The following is a 15,910-nucleotide window of genomic DNA, read 5'->3' as shown; positions in this document are numbered from 1 at the left end:
GATGATAGGCCCGCGGCGTACGTCTTGTCCGGTGGGGTGGCGAATCCGGTCGCGGTGTTCGCTCCTGGCGGATCCAGCCACGCTTGTCGGTGCTCGCCGCTAGCGTGATGTTCATGAGGCGCCCGCATGAGAACGTCGCTACGGTCCTGGTGGACCCGCGCGTTCTGGGCGACATCGAGATCGAGCTGATGTCGCTCGACATGCCGCTGTGGCGGGTGTGCGCGGCGCCGATCGTGAAGGACGGTCAGCGGCTCGCGTTCCAGGTCCGCCACCGGATGCTGATGTCCAAGCGGGGCGAGTGGGACTGCGCCAAGGACTGGGTCCCGGTCTGGATCGGCTTCGGCTCGACCTGGGCGTTCCCCGGCGAGGCCATCCCGTGGCCGGCCCACAAGGCGCTGTGGACGCTCCTGGAGGGCTACTCCGACAACGTCCGCTACAACAAGCGGCTCGGCGGCATCCCTAGGATCCCGCGCCTGCGGGAAGCCTGCTGACAATGCCGACTCGGCGCAACTGTCCCATCTCGCAGCACCGAGTCGGCGTGAATGTCCCGGGTGGTCTGGGTGCTTTCCGGTGCCGTGGGACAGATGCGCCGACTCGACCGTGCTGCACGGGACAGATGCGCCGCGTCGGCGAAAGTGGGGTAATAGCACTGAAATTGGTGGCATACGGTAGCTAGCCTGTGCGGGTGACGAATGATGCCGCGCCGCCCACGCCGACCTCCACCCCGACGGTGGCGATCATCGGAGGAGGAGCCAGCGGCACGCTGACCGCGATCAATCTGCTTCGCCGCGGAGCGTCGGTGACGTTGTTCGAGTCGCGGGGAGAGGCCGGCTATGGCGTGGCCTACTCGACCACCGACGGCCGCCATCTCCTCAACGTCCGGGCCAACAACATGTCGGGTTTCCCCGACGACCGGGACGACCTGCTCGACTGGGCGGCCGAGGCTGGCATCGAGCTCGGCCCGATCGACTTCCTGCCCCGGCGCGACTACGCGCGCTACCTGCGCGACCGGCTCGCTCACGCGGCCGAGGCCGGTGCAGGCACGCTGGAGACGGTCGGGGAGACGGTCATCGACGTCGAGCCGGTCGGTGCCGGTTTCCGGGTCCTGACCAGCGACGACGATGAAGGGCATGTCGCCGACGCCGTCGTCCTCGCCTACGGCAACCCGCCGCCCCAGCCGCTGGCCGGACTGCCCGAGGCGCCGTGGAACCTGTCGGACCCCTGGGACGTGGCCCGGATCAGCGCCCTGCCCGTCGACGCGACCGTGCTCGTCGTCGGCACCGGCCTGACCGCCGTCGACACGACCGTCACGCTCCTCGACGATGCCCCGGACCGCCGGGTGATCATGGTGAGCCGCCACGGCCTGGTCCCCAACCCCCACGTCGACGACCAGTTCACCTCGTGGGTGACCCCGGTCCCTGACGGACCGCTGACCGCCGACGGCATCGCCGCCCTCGTACGCGACCAGATCGAGTACGCAGCAGGCCTCGGCGTCGACTGGCGTGCCGTCATCGACGGCCTCCGTGGTCCGACCCAGTCGATCTGGCGCCGCCTCGCGGAGCCGGAGCGCCGTCGCTTCCGCGAGGTCTACGCCCGCGAGTGGGAGGTACGCCGCCACCGCATGGCTCCGCGCATCGCCGCCCTCCTAGACGCCTACCGGGCCGAAGGCCGCCTGGAGATCCTCGGCGGCGGAGTGCTCGGCTGCCGAACGGATACTGCCGAGCAGCCGGTCGTCTCCCTGGCCGACGGCGACCGTGAGGTCACCGCGGTGATCAACTGCACCGGCCCCTCACCCGACATCACCCGCACCGACAACCCGCTCCTGCTCGCGCTCCAGAAGCGCGGCCTGATCGCCCCCGACCCCCTCCGCCTCGGCATCGACGTCACCGAGGACGGCCACGTCATCGGAGCAGACGGCAGCGTCGTACCCAACCTGCTGACCGTCGGCCCGCCCTGCAAGGGTGCGCTCTACGAGGCCACCGCCATCCCCGAGATCCGCGGACAGGCAGCAGCTGTAGCCGCCCACCTCACGAGCTGACCGCCCCGCTGGTCGAGCCAACCGCTGGTCGAGCCGCCGGAGCCGCTAGGCGGAGGCGTGTCGAGACCAACACGACCCTGTCCGCGCTCGATAGGACTGTGTTGGTCTCGACACGCTCGGCCGCAGGCGGCCTCGCGGCTCGACCAGCGGAGGCGCTGCTCAGCCCAGGTGGAGCTGGCGGTCGGTGCGCGCGAAGGTCTCGGCGGCGAGCTCGGGGTTGGCGCTGAGCTCGGGACCGGTGGCCGGGATCATCGTCTTGAGCTGGGGCTGCCAGCCGTCCCAGCGGTCGGGGAAGCAGCGGCGCAGGACGTTGACCATGATCGCCGGGGCGGTCGAGGCGCCGGGGGAGGCGCCGAGCAGACCGGCGATGGTGCCGTCCTCGGCGGTGATGACCTCGGTGCCGAACTGGAGTACGCCGTCGGGGCGGATGACCTGCACCCGCTGGCCGGCGATGATCCGGTCCCAGTCCTTGCGGTCTGCGGCGGGGAAGAAGTCCAGGAGGTCGTCGAACTTCTTGCGCGGGGAGCGCAGCAGCTCCTTGACCAGGTAGACGGTGAGATCCATGTTGGTCAGACCGGCCCGCAGCATCGGCAGCAGGTTGTGGGGACGCACCGAGAGGAACAGGTCGGTGAGCGAGCCGGTCTTGAGGAAGCGCGGGCTCCAGCCTGCGTACGGACCGAACATCAGGTGGGTCTCGCCGTCGACGTAACGGGTGTCGAGGTGGGGCACCGACATCGGCGGAGCGCCGACGGCGGCCTTGCCGTAGGCCTTGGCGCGGTGCTGGGAGACGAGCTCCGGCTTGGACGTACGCAGGAACTCACCGGAGACCGGGAAGCCGCCGAAGCCACGGATCTCCTGGATCGCGGCCTTCTGCAGCAGCGGCAGCGCGTAGCCGCCGGCACCGACGAAGACGAACCGGGAACGCAGGTGGTACTTCCCGGTCTCGTTGCGGCCGTAGACGTGCCAGAAGCCGTCCATGGTCTGGTGCAGGTCGGTGACCTCGGACCCGGTCTCGAGGTCGGCGCCCTTGTCCACCAGCGTGCTGGTCAGGATCGAGGTGAGCGAGCCGAAGTCGACGTCGGTGCCGGCGTTGGTCCAGGTCGCCGCGATCGGCTCGTCGGCGAGCGACTTGGCCGAGCGGCCCTCGAGCAGCAGCGGCGCCCAGCCCCTGATGACCTCGGGGTCCTCGCTGAACTCCATCCCGCCGAAGAGCGAGTGGACCGACAGCGCCTCGTAGCGCTTGCGGAGGTAGTCGACGTTCTCGGCACCCCACACGAAGGACATGTGCGGGACGGTGTGGATGAACTTGTCCGGGTCCGGGATGCGGCCGTTCTCGACCAGGAAGGACCACAGCTGACGGGAGAGCTGGAACTGCTCGTTGACGTTGACGGCCTTGGAGATGTCGACCGAGCCGTCGGCGTTCTGCGGGCTGTAGTTGAGCTCGCACAGCGCGGAGTGACCGGTGCCGGCGTTGTTCCACGGGCCGGAGGACTCGACGGCGAGCGAGTCGAGCCGCTCGATCAGCTTGATGGACCAGCTGGGCTCCAGCTCCTGGAGGAGCACACCCAGGGTGGCGCTCATGATGCCGCCGCCGATCAGCACTACGTCAAGAGGTTCGTCCACAGGTCTTTTGTCTCGCTTTTGGGGCCGCAATGGTTAATCGGGGTCCTTAGATCGGTCTAACTTGTGGGCAACTTCACTGCCCGGACCCGATCGTGTTTCCGTCCGTCATTGTGGCTCACCGCACATGCCGGGGACAGATCAGGGTGGAGTTACGCTCGCCAGGTGCCCCGCCTCTCTGACTCCCATCGCGCCTGGATCGACGAAGCCGTACGCCGCGTCGAGGCCGACGCGCAGCGCTCGGCCGACACCCATCTGCACGTCGTTCCGCTCCCCGTCCGCGACGGTTCGAGCGGCGGTGTCGACCTCTATCTGAAGGACGAGTCGGTCCATCCCACCGGCTCGCTGAAGCACCGCCTGGCCCGGTCGCTGTTCCTCTACGCGGTCTGCAACGGCTGGCTCCACGAGGGCTCGACGGTCGTCGAGGCATCCTCCGGATCCACCGCGGTCTCGGAGGCCTACTTCGCCGGCCTCCTCGGGCTGCCGTTCGTCGCGGTGATGCCGCGCTCGACCTCGGAGGAGAAGGTGCGCCTGATCGAGTGGCACGGCGGCCGCTGCCACTTCGTCGACCGCGCTCCCGACATGTACGCGGAGGCCGAGCGCCTCGCCCGCGAGTGCGACGGCCACTACATGGACCAGTTCACCTACGCCGAGCGGGCCACCGACTGGCGCGGCAACAACAACATCGCCGAGTCGATCTTCGACCAGATGTCGCAGGAGCGACACCCGGTGCCGACCTGGATCGTCGTCTCGGCCGGCACCGGCGGCACCTCGGCGACGATCGGCCGCTACCTCCACTACCGCCGCCACCCCACCAAGCTGATGGTCGCCGACCCGGAGAACTCCGCGTTCTACGGCGGCTGGGAGACGGACACCTCCGACTACGCCACCGGGATGCCGTCGCGCATCGAGGGGATCGGCCGGCCGCGGGTCGAGCCGTCCTTCGTCGGCGGGGTCGTCGACGACATGGTCCAGGTCCCCGACGCGGCGTCGATCGCGACGATGCGCTGGCTCTCGGCCCGGATGGGCCGCTCGGTCGGCCCCTCGACCGGCACCAACGTCTGGGCATCGCTGGGTGTCGTACGCGAGATGGCGGAGGCCGGCACTGAGGGCAGCGTCGTCTCGCTGCTGTGCGACTCCGGGGAGCGCTACCGCTCGTCCTACTACGACGACGGCTGGGTGAGCGAGAAGGGCATCGACCTGGCGCCGTACGCCTCGGCTCTCGCCAACTACGAGCGCACCGGCGTCCTCGTCGACCCGTCCTGACGCGCCCAGATCCGCAGGCCCAGCGTCAGCAGCGCCCACACACCGGCGACGATCAGGATCTCGTTGAGGATGTAGACCGGCCACGGCCCCAGCAGGTCGAGCATCGAGCCCGACTCCGGCTTGAAGCGCAGGTAGCCGTAGTTGGCGTCGAGGACGAGGTTGAGGACGTACGCCACGGCAGCCCACGCAGCCGTGGTGGCGACCGCCCAGCCGTAGTCGCGCCACTTCGGTAGCAGCTTGAGCCCGAAGATCAGGTAGACCGCGGCGAGCACGATCATCAGGTGCTGGCCCCAGAAGGTGAAGTAGCTGACGTCCGGGAAGTCCATCACGTCCGGGGTGAAGACGCCCTGCGTGGTCAGCGTGAGACCCCAGAAGCAGGTCAGTGCGGTCGGGTAGGGATGGTGGGTCCACAGCGCGAACGCCGCCGCGACCCACGCCAGGTCGCACAGATGGATCGGCAGATCGATGAAGAGATCGAAGTCGGTGACCCACTCGTGGGCCTGCAGCGGGATCGTCGTCAGCGGGATCGCGAGCGCGAATCCCCGTGAGAATCTCGACGGCTTCGCCTCGGCCCGCTGCCGTCTGCCCAGCCAGACGACAGCCACGATCCCCGCTGTGAGCAGGGACAACGGCACCAGGTGGGTCAGACCGTAAGCCTGCATATCGGAAGTCTGACCGGATTCTCGAAAAAATTCTTCCCAACCCGCGTCATGGATCCACGGGTGGCCCGTTTCATCGGCGAGAAGGTCGTCCACCGGTGGGGGGTGGACGACCTCTCCACACCGAGGGTGGTGTGGCGGTCCCTCTGAATGCACACTGCGGGGGTGGTGTGCAATCAGAGGGACGCCTCGCTTTTCGGTGCTCTCAGGGGGCCGTTCCGGTCACCGCGGTCGCGTAGAGGTCCTCGTCGTGATGGATCTCCGCGACGAGCCCCTGCTCGCGCATCAGGCTCGCGGTGACGGGCGCCTGCTCCTGGCCGGACTCGATGACGAGTACGCCGCCGGGGGCCAGATGCTTCGGGGCCTGCTCGATCACGCGGCGCTGGACGTCGAGCCCGTCCGCGCCGCCGTCGAGGGCGACGTGGTGCTCGTGGTCGCGCGCCTCGGGCGGCATGTTCCGGATCTGGTCGCTCGGCACATAGGGAGCGTTGGCCACGATCACGTCGAGCTCGAGGTCGTGGGGGAGCGGGTCGTAGAGGTCGCCGAGGAGCACGCGGTTCGGTGGCAGGTTCTCGCGAGCGCACTCGACCGCCGCCGGGTCGATGTCGGTGGCCCAGACCTCCGCGTCCGGGAGACGTGCCGCGATGGCGGCGCCCAGCGCTCCGGTCCCGCAGCCGAGATCGAGCACCTTCCGGACGGCGCCTGGCTCGGCCGTACGGCAGGCGAGCTCGACCATCAGCGCCGAGCGCTGCCGGGGCACGAACACCCCCGGCGCGACCCGGATCCGGAGCCCGCAGAACTCGGCCCAGCCCAGGATGAGCTCCAGCGGCTCGCCGGCCACGCGGCGTACGACCATCTCCTCGCGCTCCTGGGCGGAGACCGGGGCGGACTCGAGCAGGGCCGCCTCGTCCTCGGCGAAGACACAGCCGGCGGTGCGGAGCCGGGCGACGAGCCCCGGATCGGGAGATGTGGAGGTCATTGGAGAAGATTGGCACGTGGACGCCGTGACCCTGATCGGAATTATCGTGGCCGGATACGCCGCGTTCGTGACGATCGCGGCCGTGCTCGGCGTGGTGCTGAAGGCGCCCCGGCCGAAGTGGCTGGACCAGGTCGCGTGGATGCTGGAGATCCTGGCGGTCGTGCTCGCGGTCGGCGCGCTGGCGGCGTGGTCGGGCGGGCGCAAGCCGGAGTCGCTGTCGACCTTCCTGGGCTACCTCGGCGCGCTGGTGTGCCTGATGCCGCTCGCTCTGCAGACGATGCGTACGGACCGCTCGACCTGGTCCTCGGGCGTGATCGCGGCGGCTGCCCTGGCGACGGGCGTCGTGGCCGTACGCGTCATGATGGTCCGGTGACCGCGACCTCGCCCGCCAAGACTCGTTCCGGTCCGCACCTGGTGCTGCTGACCGTCTACGCGATCTTCGTGCTCGCCGCGGGCGCCCGGTCGCTGGTGCAGGTCTTCACCGCCTTCGACGAGGCCCCGATCGCCTACTCGCTCTCGGTGGTCGCCGCCGCGACGTACGTCGCGGGCTGGTTCGCGATCCGCCGGGCGGCCAACGGGTCGGCTGGGTTCGCGAAGATCATGCTCTGGATCGAGCTGGCGGGTGTCGTGGTCGTCGGTGTCCTCTCCTTGGCCGTCCCGTCCTGGTTCCCGGACGCATCGGTATGGTCGAAGTTCGGGAGCGGATACGGTTTCGTTCCTGCCCTGTTGCCGATCCTGGGTCTGCTCTGGCTCTGGAAGGTCAACCCGAAGGAGACCGATGAGTCAGTCGACAGCCACCGCCATCTCGCCTGACTCGGGGGAGCACTGGTCCGCTCCGGGCGCATGGACGGTCGCCGACGGCGTGCACCGGATCCCGCTGCCGCTGCCGATGGACGGGCTCAAGGCGGTCAACATCTACGTCCTCGAGGGCGACGACGGGCTCTCGCTGGTCGACGGTGGCTGGGCGATCACCGAGGGACGTGAGGCGCTCGAGTCCGGGCTGAAGAAGCTCGGCTTCGAGTTCGGCGACATCCGGCGCTTCCTCGTCACCCACGTGCACCGCGACCACTACACGCTCGCCTCGGTGCTCGGTCAGGAGTTCGGCGCGGACGTGCTGCTCGGCGCCGGCGACCGGCCCACGCTCGAGCTCACCAACGGCGACCTCGACGGCTGGGTCTCGACCGACCGGCTGCTCGCCCACGCCGGTGCGCACGAGCTGGCCGCGGAGTGGGCGGCCAACCCGCCGCCCCTGCCTGATCTTTTTCACTGGCGGATGCCCGACCGATGGCTCGAGGGCGACGTACGCCTCGATGTGGCCGGCCGCGACCTCGATGCCGTGCACACCCCTGGGCACACCCAGGGCCACTACGTCTATGCCGATCTGGCCGGCTCGGTCCTCTTCGCCGGCGACCACGTGCTGCCCACGATCACGCCGTCGATCGGATTCGAGCCGGTGCCGGTCATCGACCCGCTGGGCGACTTCATGGCCTCGTTGACCAAGGTCCGGACCCTGCCTGACCTGCGTCTTCTCCCTGCTCACGGCCCGGTCGCCTCGTCGTCGCACGCCCGCGTCGACGAGCTCCTGGCCCACCACGAGTCACGACTCGCCCAGTCGCTGGTGTCCTTGCGTGCCGGTCGCCGCTCCGCGCTCGAGGTCGCCAACGACCTCGGCTGGACCCGCCACGAGCGCGCCTTCGCCGAGCTCGACTTCTTCAACGCCGGCCTCGCGGTCATGGAGACCAAGGCCCACCTCGAGCTGTTGGCCGCCCGCGGTCAGGCAACCCGTGAGGAGACCGAGGCGAGCGTCCTGTTCGCCCCCGTCAGCGAGTGAGCCGCATCGGGGTGTGCGGGATGCCGTCCTCGAGGAACTCCTCGCCGTCCTTCACGAACCCGAACTTCGCGTACCAGCCGGCCAGCGGCGTCTGAGCGTCGAGGACGACGTCGCGGTCGGTGAGGGCCTCGACGGCTGCCTTCATGATCACGTCGGCCAGACCCTTGCCGCGGTGGGTGGGAGCGAGGACGACGCGGCCGATCCGCCACACGTCGCCGTCGTCGAGGATGCGGGCGGTGCCGGCGAGCTGGTCGCCGTCGCTCAGCACCACGTGACGCGTCCCGGGCTCGAGATCGCGGCCGTCCAGATCGGGGTACGGGCAGTCCTGCTCGACGATGAAGACGTCCTGGCGCAGCCGCCACAGGGCGTACGCGGTCTTGGGGGAAAGCTCGTCGAAGGACGAGATGGCGACGTCGGTCATGGGTGGATTCTCGCAACCAGTAGTGTTGGCGGGAACAGACAGGGGAGGCCGGAAGGCCTGAGAGTGCGGCGAACAGCGCCGCAGACCCTCCGAACCTGCTCCGGTTGATACCGGCGAAGGGAGTCAGAAATGCGCATGCGTACGCCTGCCATCGCTGCCACTGCTATCTCCGCTCTGCTGCTGTCCGCGTGCGGCGGCAGCCCCGCCGAGCCGGACGCCAAGCCGTCGAGCGGCGCCGACGACAAGACCGTCGTGCTGCTGACCCACGACAGCTTCACGCTGCCGAAGGAGGTGCTGGCCGAGTTCACCGAGAAGACCGGCTACACCGCCGAGATCCGGCACGCGGGCGACGGGGGCGAGCTGACCACCAAGATCGCCATGGACACCGGCAACCCCGACGGCGACGCGGTCTTCGGCGTCGACAACACCTTCGCCAGCCGAGCGATCGACCAGGGGGCGCTGGAGGCCTACACGCCGGAGACCGTCCCGGCGGGTGTCGACGAGTTCAACCTCCCGGGGGACGAGAAGCACTTCCTCACCCCGGTCGACAACGGCAGCGTGTGCGTCAACATCGACACCGAGTGGTTCGCGGCGAAGAAGCTGACGCCGCCGGAGTCGCTCGACGACCTGGCCGAGCCTGCGTACAAGGATCTCTTCGTCACCCCGGGCGCGGCGACCTCGACGCCGGGGATGGCGTTCCTGCTGGCCACGATCGCCGAGTACGGCGAGGACGGCTGGGCGGACTACTGGGGCAAGCTGATGGACAACGGCGCCAAGGTCGTCGACGGCTGGGACCAGGCCTACTACTCCGACTTCACCCAGGGCGGCGGCAAGGGGACGCGACCGATCGTCCTGTCGTACGACTCCTCGCCGGCCTTCACCGTCAAGGACGGAAAGTCGACGACCAAGGCACTGCTCGACACCTGCTTCCGGCAGGTCGAGTACGCCGGCGTGCTCAAGGGCGCCGATCACCCCGAAGGCGCTCAGGCGCTGATCGACTTCATGCTCTCCGACAGCGTGCAGGGGGCGTTGCCGGAGAGCATGTACGTGTTCCCCGTGTCCTCCGGCGTCGAGCTGCCCGCCGACTGGGCGAAGTTCGCTCAGCAGCCCACCGAGCCGCTCTCCGTCGAGCCTGAGGAGATCGACGAGAACCGGGAGACGTGGCTGGCGACCTGGAGTGACACGATCGCGCAGTGAGCTCCACCCGTCGCGCTGTGATCCGGCGAATCGCGACCCTGGTCGCGCTCGCCGCCCTCCCGGTGGCCGTGCTGGCGGTCTTCTTCGTCCTGCCGGTCATCGGGATGGTGCAGCGCGGACTGTTCTTCGAAGGATCCTTCGATCCCTCGGTCATCACCAGGGTCGTGGGGCGCCCGGAGATCCAGCGGGCGCTCTGGTTCACGCTGTGGTCCTCGGGGCTGGCGACGGTGCTGAGCGTCGCGCTCGGGCTGCCGGCCGCGTTCGCCCTCCATCGGCTGAGTTTTCCGTTCCAGCGGGTCATCCGGGCGGGGCTGCTGGTGCCGTTCGTGCTCCCCACCGTCGTGGTCGGGGTCGCCTTCCGCGAGCTCATCGGCGAGGCCGGGCTGCTGGCTGGGTTGGGGCTCGACGGTACGCCGACCGCGATCATCCTCGGGCTGGTCTTCTTCAACGCCTCGGTGGTGATCCGCGCGGTCGGGGCGGCCTGGGAGTCGCTCGACCCGCGTCCCGGTGAGGCTGCTGCCGCGCTGGGCGCCTCGCCGGCACGGGTCCTCCTGACGATCACCCTGCCGGCGCTGCGTCCCGCGATCGTCTCCGCGGCGTCGGTGGTCTTCCTCTTCTGCGCGACCGCGTTCGGGATCGTGCTCACCCTCGGCGGGGTGCGTTACAACAGCATCGAGACCGAGATCTACAAGCTGACCTTCACCCTGTTCGACCTTCCCGGCGCCGCGGTGCTGTCGGTGCTCCAGCTGTTGGTCGTCATCGGGTTGCTGGTCGTGGCCGGCCGGCTGCGTTCGGTGCCGGATCCCGCGCAGTCCCGGGTCGTCGTACGCCGCCGGCGGGTCTCGATGCGGGACCTTCCGGCACTGTTGTCGACGTCGGTGCTGGTCCTGCTGGTCGCCGGGCCGCTGCTCGCCCTGCTGCTCGGATCTCTGCGCGCCGATGACCGGTGGAGCCTCCGGAACTACACGGCCCTGCAGACTCCCGGGTTCGACCCGCCGCTGCCGGTACCGGTCACGACCGCGCTGATGACCTCCCTGGCGGTCGCGGTGCAGGCCTCCCTGGTCGCGCTGACCCTCGGGCTGCTGGTCGCGTTCGCGGTGACGCGCCGGTCCCGGTCGGTGGCCGAGCGGCGGGTGCGTTCGGTCCTGGACGGGCTGTTCATGGTGCCGCTCGGGGTCAGTGCCGTCACGCTGGGGCTCGGGCTCTACCTGACCCTCGGGTCGGCCCCGCTCGACTTCCGCGACGAGCCGTGGCTGGTGCCGCTGGCCCAGGCTCTGGTCGCGTTGCCCCTGGTCGTACGCACCCTGGTGCCCGTCCTGGGGTCGGTCGACGACCGGCTCCGGCAGGCCGCTGCCGGGCTCGGTGCCGGGCCGTTGCGCGCGGTCATGACCGTCGACGTACCTGCCATCTGGAAGCCGCTCCTCGCCTCCTCCGGGTTTGCCTTCGCGGCATCGCTGGGGGAGTTCGGTGCGACGTCCTTCCTCGTCCGCGAGGAGCGCCCCACCCTCCCCGTCGTCATCCTGCGGTTGTTGTCCCGACCGGGCTCGGACAATTACGGGATGGCCCTCGCCGCCGCCTGTGTCCTCGCCGCCGCCACCGCCGTCGTGATGCTCCTCGTCGAGCGTCTCCGCGTCCCTTCGATCGGAGCACTGTGAACCAGGATCGAGGTTGCGATGCTGTCGCTGCGTGAGGTGTCGGTGGCGTACGACGGGAAGGCGGCCGTCTCGGACGTCAGCCTGGAGCTGGCGGACGGAGAGGTGCTGGCGCTGCTCGGGCCGTCGGGGTCGGGGAAGTCGACGCTGCTGCGGGCCGTGGCCGGGCTGGAGCCGGCGACGGGCGAGATCAGCTGGAACGGGCGGGAGCTGCGCGGGGTGCCGACGCACAAGCGTGGCTTCGCGCTGATGTTCCAGGACGGGCAGCTGTTCTCGCATCTCAGCGTCGCGAACAACGTCGCCTACGCGATGCGGTTGCGCCGCATCCCGGCCGCCGAGCGAACGAAGAAGGTGGCCGACCTGCTGGAGCTCGTCGGCCTGGGCGGCTACCAGGACCGCCTCCCGGGCACGCTGAGCGGCGGCGAGCGGCAGCGGGTCGCGCTCGCGCGGGCGCTCGCGGTCGAACCGCGGCTGCTGCTCCTCGACGAACCGCTCTCCGCCCTCGACGCCGGGCTGCGGGAGAGGCTTGCGGGCGACCTGCGACGGATCCTGCACGAGGCGGGCACCACCGCGCTGATGGTCACCCATGACCAGGAGGAGGCCTTCGCGGTCGCCGACCGGATCGCGCTCCTGCGCGACGGTCACCTGGTGCAGCAGGGGACCCTGCGGGAGGTGTGGGCGAGACCTACGGACACTTGGGCTGCCCTGTTCCTTGGGTACGCCCGCGTGCTCGAGGGGCCGGCGGCGTACACGGTCCTGAAGGCTGCTGGGATGGCACCGGCCGGCGCGGTGGCGCTGCGCCGCTCCGCCTTCGTCGCCGATCCGGACGGCCCGCTCACCGGCACCGTGGTCTCGGCCAGGGCTACGCCGGAGCTGCACCGGCTCGTCGTACGTCTCGATGATGTCGGTGAGGTCGACGCCGTCGCCGACTCGGCGCCGGCGCCGGGGGAGTCGGTCGCGCTGAGGGTCGAGCCGAATCGGCTGGCCGTCCCAGAATCTGTTGTCCCCGAATCGGCAGAGCGGCCACCCGCCATTTAAACTTAACGGCTATGTATCGCCGCGCTCAGATCTTCCTCGTCAGTAGCGCGCTGATCTTCGGCCTGATCGCAGTCGTGACCGCGCAGATCGTCGACAAGCGCATGCTCGACCCGGAGGGCTTCCTCGGACCGTCCTGGCTCCGCCTCCCCCTCCTCGTCGGAGCTGCGCTCCTCGTCGACCTGGTGCCACGGACGCTGTGGATGGCGAAGTTCAAGTGGAAGGACATGGGGCCGATCTTCAAGGAACGGGTCCGCACCCACTGGACCCGTGAGCGGCTGACGCTCGTGGCGATGGGCATCGTCTGTTTCTACCTGGTCTACGTCTGCTACCGAAACCTCAAGTCGTTCTTGCCGTTCGTGGTGCCGGAGACCTACGAGTTCGACCACGAGCTCCATCTGATCGACAAGGCGGTGCTCTTCGGTGCCGACCCGGCGATCCTGCTCCACGACCTCCTCGGCACCGGCTGGGTGGCGTGGTTCCTCTCCTACATCTACATGTGGTTCCTGCCGCTGGTGCCGTTCGCCGTCGCCGGCTGGCTGGTGTGGTCGCGCAACCTCGCCTACGGCTACTGGTTCGTGAGCTCGCAGTGCATCGCCTGGATCCTCGGCACGGTCTCGTACTACTGCCTGCCGACGGTCGGTCCGGGCCTGCAGTACCCCTATCTCTACGCCGACCTCCCCGAGACACCGGCGAGCACACTGATGGAATCGCTGGTCTTCACCAGGCAACACGTCCTCTTCGACGTCGACGCCAACGTGGTGCAGTCGGTCGGTGGCTTCGCCTCGCTGCACTGCGGCATCACCCTGCTGGTGGCGCTGATGATCCAGGCCACGATCAACAACAAGATCGCCCGCTGGGCCGGCTGGATCAACTTCGGGATCACCGTCGTGGCGACCGTCTACTTCGGCTGGCACTACCTCGCTGACGACATCGCGGGCTGCATGATCGCTCTCGTCGCCTACTACTTCGGCGGCCTGGCGGCAGGCCAGAAGTTCCAGCGCAAGGGCGTACGCCGGCTTGTCGCGGAGTCCGACGAGATCGCCGACCGCGAGTCGAAGGTCGCCCACGAGCTGACCTGATCCGAGCCCCCTCTCGGCTTAGGGTGGTGGCGTGACCGCCATCGATGCAGCCTCACTGACCGCACTTCTCGACGGGCGATACGCGGGAGTCCGGGAGGACGTACGCAAGTCCCTGATCGCGCGCGCCGACTTCCTCGACGAGGTCGAGGAACTGCCCCGGCCGGAGTATCGCGAGCGAGTGCGGGAGGTGCTCCTCGACGTCTCCGCGACCGGTCTGACCGGGCTCGGGTTCCCGAAGGAGTACGGCGGGGGCGGTGACGTCGGCGCCTCCATCGCCGCCTTCGAGGAGATGGCCGGCGGCGACCTGTCGCTGCTGGTGAAGTCGGGCGTGCAGTTCGGGCTCTTCGGCGGCGCGATCCTGCAGCTCGGGACCGCGCGTCACCACGATCGCTATCTCGCCGACATCGTCTCCGGGCGCCTGCTCGGCTGCTTCGCGATGACCGAGCACGGCCACGGGTCCAACGTGGCCGCGGTGGGGACCGTGGCCACCTACGATCCGGCTGCGCAGGAGTTCGTCATCGAGACGACCCGCGAGGATGCGTACAAGGACTACATCGGCAACGCCGCGGCCCACGGTGAGCTCGCGGTCGTCTTCGCCCAGCTCGTGGTCGGGGGCGAGGAGCGCGGGGTCCATGCTCTGGTGGTGCCGATCCGGGTCGACGGCGCGCCCGCTCCCGGGGTCCGGATCGAGGACGACGGACCCAAGATGGGCCTCAACGGCGTCGACAACGGACGGCTGTGGTTCTCCGGCGTGCGGGTGCCGCGTACGTCTCTCCTGAACCGCTTCGCGGACGTCACCGAGGCCGGCGAGTACGTCTCCGAGATCGAGTCGGCCGGGCGGCGCTTCTTCACCATGCTCGGCACGCTCGTGCAGGGACGCGTCTCGGTCGGCGGCGCCGCGATCCGGGCATCGGAGGTCGCGCTGACGATCGCGGTCCGCTACGCGCTGCGGAGGCGGCAGTTCGAGGCGTCCTCGGACGCCGAGGAGTCCCTGCTCCTCGACTACGGCCAGCACCAGCGGCGGCTGCTGCCGCTCGTCGCGCGGACCTACGCGCTGCGCTTCGCGCAGGAGGTCGTACGCGACGATCTGCACGATGTCTTCTCTGGCGTCGCAACCTCCGAGCACGCCCGGCGCGAGCTCGAGTCGCGAGCGGCCGGTACCAAGGCCTTGGCGACCTGGCACGCGACCCGGACGATCCAGGAGTGCCGGGAGGCCTGCGGCGGAGCGGGCTACCTGGCCGCCAACCGGTTCGCGGCCCTGAAGGCCGACACCGACGTCTTCACGACCTTCGAGGGCGACAACACCGTGCTGCTGCAGCTGGTCGCCAAGGGGCTGCTCACCAACTACTCCGGCGAGTTCGAGGAGATGGACCAGCTCGATCTGGTCCGCTTCGTGGCCGGTCTCGCCGTCGAGACGGTCCTGGAGCGGACCGCCGTGCACAAGCTGCTCGAGCGGGTCCGCGACGTCGTTCCGATCGCCGGGGAGCGGGAGCCCGACATCCTCGACTCCGACTACCACCTGGCGATGCTGCGCTTCCGCGAGGAGCACATGCTCGCCGGCGTCGCCCGCCGCCTGCAGTCGGGGGTCAAGGCCGGGCGCGAGCCGGGGGCGGTCTTCTCGACCGTGCAGGACCACGTCATCGGTGTCGCTCACGCGCACGTGGAGCGGCTGATCCACGAGGCGTTCCGCGAGAAGGTCCGCGGGCTCCCCGAGGGTCCCGTACGCGACCTGATGGACATCCTCTGCGACCTCAGCGCCCTCTCGGTCATCGAGGCCGACCGCGCCTGGTTCATGGAGCACGGCCGCCTCTCCTCCGAGCGCTCCAAGGCCATCACCGCCGAGGTCAACCGCCTCTGCCGCCAGCTGCGTCCGGATGCAAGGCTGCTCGTCGACGGCTTCGGTGTGCCGGAGGAGCTGCTGCGGTCGAAGGACCTGCTCGGCTGAGGGGCGGTGGATGCTCACCGAGGTAACTCGGTCGGGTGTCGCTTACTTCGTGGAGTTCCGCGAGGTAAGCGGGCAGCCACTGAGGTACCTCGGTGAGCATCCACTCGGCGCCCACGCGAAAGCGGGCCGCTGACTATCCACAGGTGGCGTTCGGGTCGGGGTTATCCACAGCCGGCCGATATCTG

At 69.4% G+C, this 15,910-nt stretch carries 15 protein-coding genes and 1 riboswitch; of the genes, 11 read left to right on the top strand and 4 right to left on the bottom strand.

The window, feature by feature from the left end; genetic code table 11:
* Positions 1 to 113: 113 nt before the first annotated feature.
* Both ABTW65_RS11670 and ABTW65_RS11665 read left to right on the top strand, forming a co-directional pair.
* Positions 114 to 491, top strand: coding sequence for a hypothetical protein (locus ABTW65_RS11670; protein WP_350660246.1), 378 nt, complete (start codon positions 114 to 116; stop codon positions 489 to 491).
* Positions 492 to 685: 194 nt separating this feature from the next.
* Entirely contained in the window at positions 686 to 2,038 is a 1,353-nt protein-coding gene (locus ABTW65_RS11665; RefSeq protein WP_350660245.1) for an FAD/NAD(P)-binding protein, read from the top strand.
* Between the two features lie 159 nt (positions 2,039 to 2,197).
* Here ABTW65_RS11665 and mqo read toward each other — a convergent pair whose 3' ends face one another.
* Positions 2,198 to 3,661 carry a malate dehydrogenase (quinone) gene (mqo, locus tag ABTW65_RS11660; protein ID WP_350660244.1) on the bottom strand — a complete coding sequence of 488 codons (1,464 nt, stop codon included), beginning with the start codon at positions 3,659 to 3,661 and terminating at the stop codon, positions 2,198 to 2,200.
* Positions 3,662 to 3,823: 162 nt separating this feature from the next.
* Here mqo and cds1 point away from each other — a divergent pair, with 162 nt between their 5' ends.
* Positions 3,824 to 4,924: an L-cysteine desulfhydrase Cds1 gene (cds1, locus tag ABTW65_RS11655; RefSeq protein WP_350660243.1), complete on the top strand. Its 1,101-nt coding sequence runs from the start codon at positions 3,824 to 3,826 to the stop codon at positions 4,922 to 4,924.
* On the opposite strand, the gene ABTW65_RS11650 is transcribed toward cds1, so the two are convergent.
* Together ABTW65_RS11650 and ABTW65_RS11645 are read right to left on the bottom strand one after the other, a co-directional pair.
* Positions 4,888 to 5,586 (bottom strand): YwaF family protein, encoded by a 699-nt coding sequence (locus ABTW65_RS11650; RefSeq protein ID WP_350660241.1) that lies wholly within the window; start codon positions 5,584 to 5,586, stop codon positions 4,888 to 4,890. The genes cds1 and ABTW65_RS11650 overlap by 37 nt on opposite strands.
* A gap of 202 nt (positions 5,587 to 5,788) precedes the next feature.
* Positions 5,789 to 6,562, bottom strand: a complete 774-nt coding sequence (locus tag ABTW65_RS11645; protein WP_350660240.1) for a putative protein N(5)-glutamine methyltransferase — start codon at positions 6,560 to 6,562, stop codon at positions 5,789 to 5,791.
* 16 nt (positions 6,563 to 6,578) lie between these two features.
* Between ABTW65_RS11645 and ABTW65_RS11640 the strand changes: the two genes are divergently transcribed.
* Genes ABTW65_RS11640 through ABTW65_RS11630 form a run of 3 tightly spaced genes read left to right on the top strand, consistent with a single transcriptional unit; the run spans position 6,579 to position 8,393 of the window.
* Positions 6,579 to 6,935: a hypothetical protein gene (locus ABTW65_RS11640; RefSeq protein WP_350660239.1), complete on the top strand. Its 357-nt coding sequence runs from the start codon at positions 6,579 to 6,581 to the stop codon at positions 6,933 to 6,935.
* On the top strand, positions 6,932 to 7,375 hold the full coding sequence (locus ABTW65_RS11635) for a hypothetical protein (RefSeq protein WP_350660238.1): 444 nt from the start codon (positions 6,932 to 6,934) through the stop codon (positions 7,373 to 7,375). The genes ABTW65_RS11640 and ABTW65_RS11635 overlap by 4 nt, the downstream gene beginning before the upstream one ends.
* Complete coding sequence (locus tag ABTW65_RS11630) at positions 7,341 to 8,393, top strand: MBL fold metallo-hydrolase (RefSeq protein ID WP_350660237.1); 1,053 nt, start codon at positions 7,341 to 7,343, stop codon at positions 8,391 to 8,393. Before ABTW65_RS11635 ends, ABTW65_RS11630 begins: the two co-directional genes overlap by 35 nt.
* Here ABTW65_RS11630 and ABTW65_RS11625 read toward each other — a convergent pair.
* Positions 8,383 to 8,814, bottom strand: a complete 432-nt coding sequence (locus ABTW65_RS11625) for a GNAT family N-acetyltransferase (protein WP_350660235.1) — start codon at positions 8,812 to 8,814, stop codon at positions 8,383 to 8,385. The two genes, ABTW65_RS11630 and ABTW65_RS11625, sit on opposite strands and share 11 nt — an antisense overlap.
* A gap of 30 nt (positions 8,815 to 8,844) precedes the next feature.
* Positions 8,845 to 8,953, top strand: a riboswitch (TPP riboswitch).
* Here ABTW65_RS11625 and ABTW65_RS11620 point away from each other — a divergent pair.
* From ABTW65_RS11620 to ABTW65_RS11600, 5 genes are all read left to right on the top strand, one after another.
* The gene (locus ABTW65_RS11620; RefSeq protein ID WP_350660234.1) at positions 8,950 to 10,011 is read left to right on the top strand and encodes a thiamine ABC transporter substrate-binding protein; all 1,062 of its coding nucleotides are present in this window, start codon (positions 8,950 to 8,952) and stop codon (positions 10,009 to 10,011) included. (Overlaps the previous riboswitch by 4 nt.)
* The gene (locus tag ABTW65_RS11615; protein WP_350660233.1) at positions 10,008 to 11,666 is read left to right on the top strand and encodes an ABC transporter permease; all 1,659 of its coding nucleotides are present in this window, start codon (positions 10,008 to 10,010) and stop codon (positions 11,664 to 11,666) included. Before ABTW65_RS11620 ends, ABTW65_RS11615 begins: the two co-directional genes overlap by 4 nt.
* Before the next feature lie 18 nt (positions 11,667 to 11,684).
* Positions 11,685 to 12,701, top strand: a complete 1,017-nt coding sequence (locus ABTW65_RS11610) for an ABC transporter ATP-binding protein (protein ID WP_350660232.1) — start codon at positions 11,685 to 11,687, stop codon at positions 12,699 to 12,701.
* Between the two features lie 11 nt (positions 12,702 to 12,712).
* On the top strand, positions 12,713 to 13,780 hold the full coding sequence (locus ABTW65_RS11605) for a phosphatase PAP2 family protein (protein ID WP_350660231.1): 1,068 nt from the start codon (positions 12,713 to 12,715) through the stop codon (positions 13,778 to 13,780).
* A 31-nt stretch (positions 13,781 to 13,811) separates the two neighbouring features.
* Complete coding sequence (locus tag ABTW65_RS11600) at positions 13,812 to 15,725, top strand: acyl-CoA dehydrogenase family protein (protein WP_350660230.1); 1,914 nt, start codon at positions 13,812 to 13,814, stop codon at positions 15,723 to 15,725.
* Positions 15,726 to 15,910: the final 185 nt, after the last annotated feature.

This window comes from Nocardioides sp. NPDC127503, assembly GCF_040302165.1.
Taxonomy (GTDB): domain Bacteria; phylum Actinomycetota; class Actinomycetes; order Propionibacteriales; family Nocardioidaceae; genus Nocardioides.
This window is presented reverse-complemented; position numbering and strand designations above follow the sequence as displayed.

Coding starts and splice junctions, on each gene's coding strand:
- ABTW65_RS11620 (WP_350660234.1), top strand. CDS start 8,950: ATGCGTACGCCTGCCATCGCTGCCACTGCTATCTCCGCTCTGCTGCTG.
- ABTW65_RS11625 (WP_350660235.1), bottom strand. CDS start 8,814: ATGACCGACGTCGCCATCTCGTCCTTCGACGAGCTTTCCCCCAAGACC.
- ABTW65_RS11650 (WP_350660241.1), bottom strand. CDS start 5,586: ATGCAGGCTTACGGTCTGACCCACCTGGTGCCGTTGTCCCTGCTCACA.
- ABTW65_RS11610 (WP_350660232.1), top strand. CDS start 11,685: ATGCTGTCGCTGCGTGAGGTGTCGGTGGCGTACGACGGGAAGGCGGCC.
- ABTW65_RS11645 (WP_350660240.1), bottom strand. CDS start 6,562: ATGACCTCCACATCTCCCGATCCGGGGCTCGTCGCCCGGCTCCGCACC.
- ABTW65_RS11670 (WP_350660246.1), top strand. CDS start 114: ATGAGGCGCCCGCATGAGAACGTCGCTACGGTCCTGGTGGACCCGCGC.
- ABTW65_RS11605 (WP_350660231.1), top strand. CDS start 12,713: ATGTATCGCCGCGCTCAGATCTTCCTCGTCAGTAGCGCGCTGATCTTC.
- ABTW65_RS11630 (WP_350660237.1), top strand. CDS start 7,341: ATGAGTCAGTCGACAGCCACCGCCATCTCGCCTGACTCGGGGGAGCAC.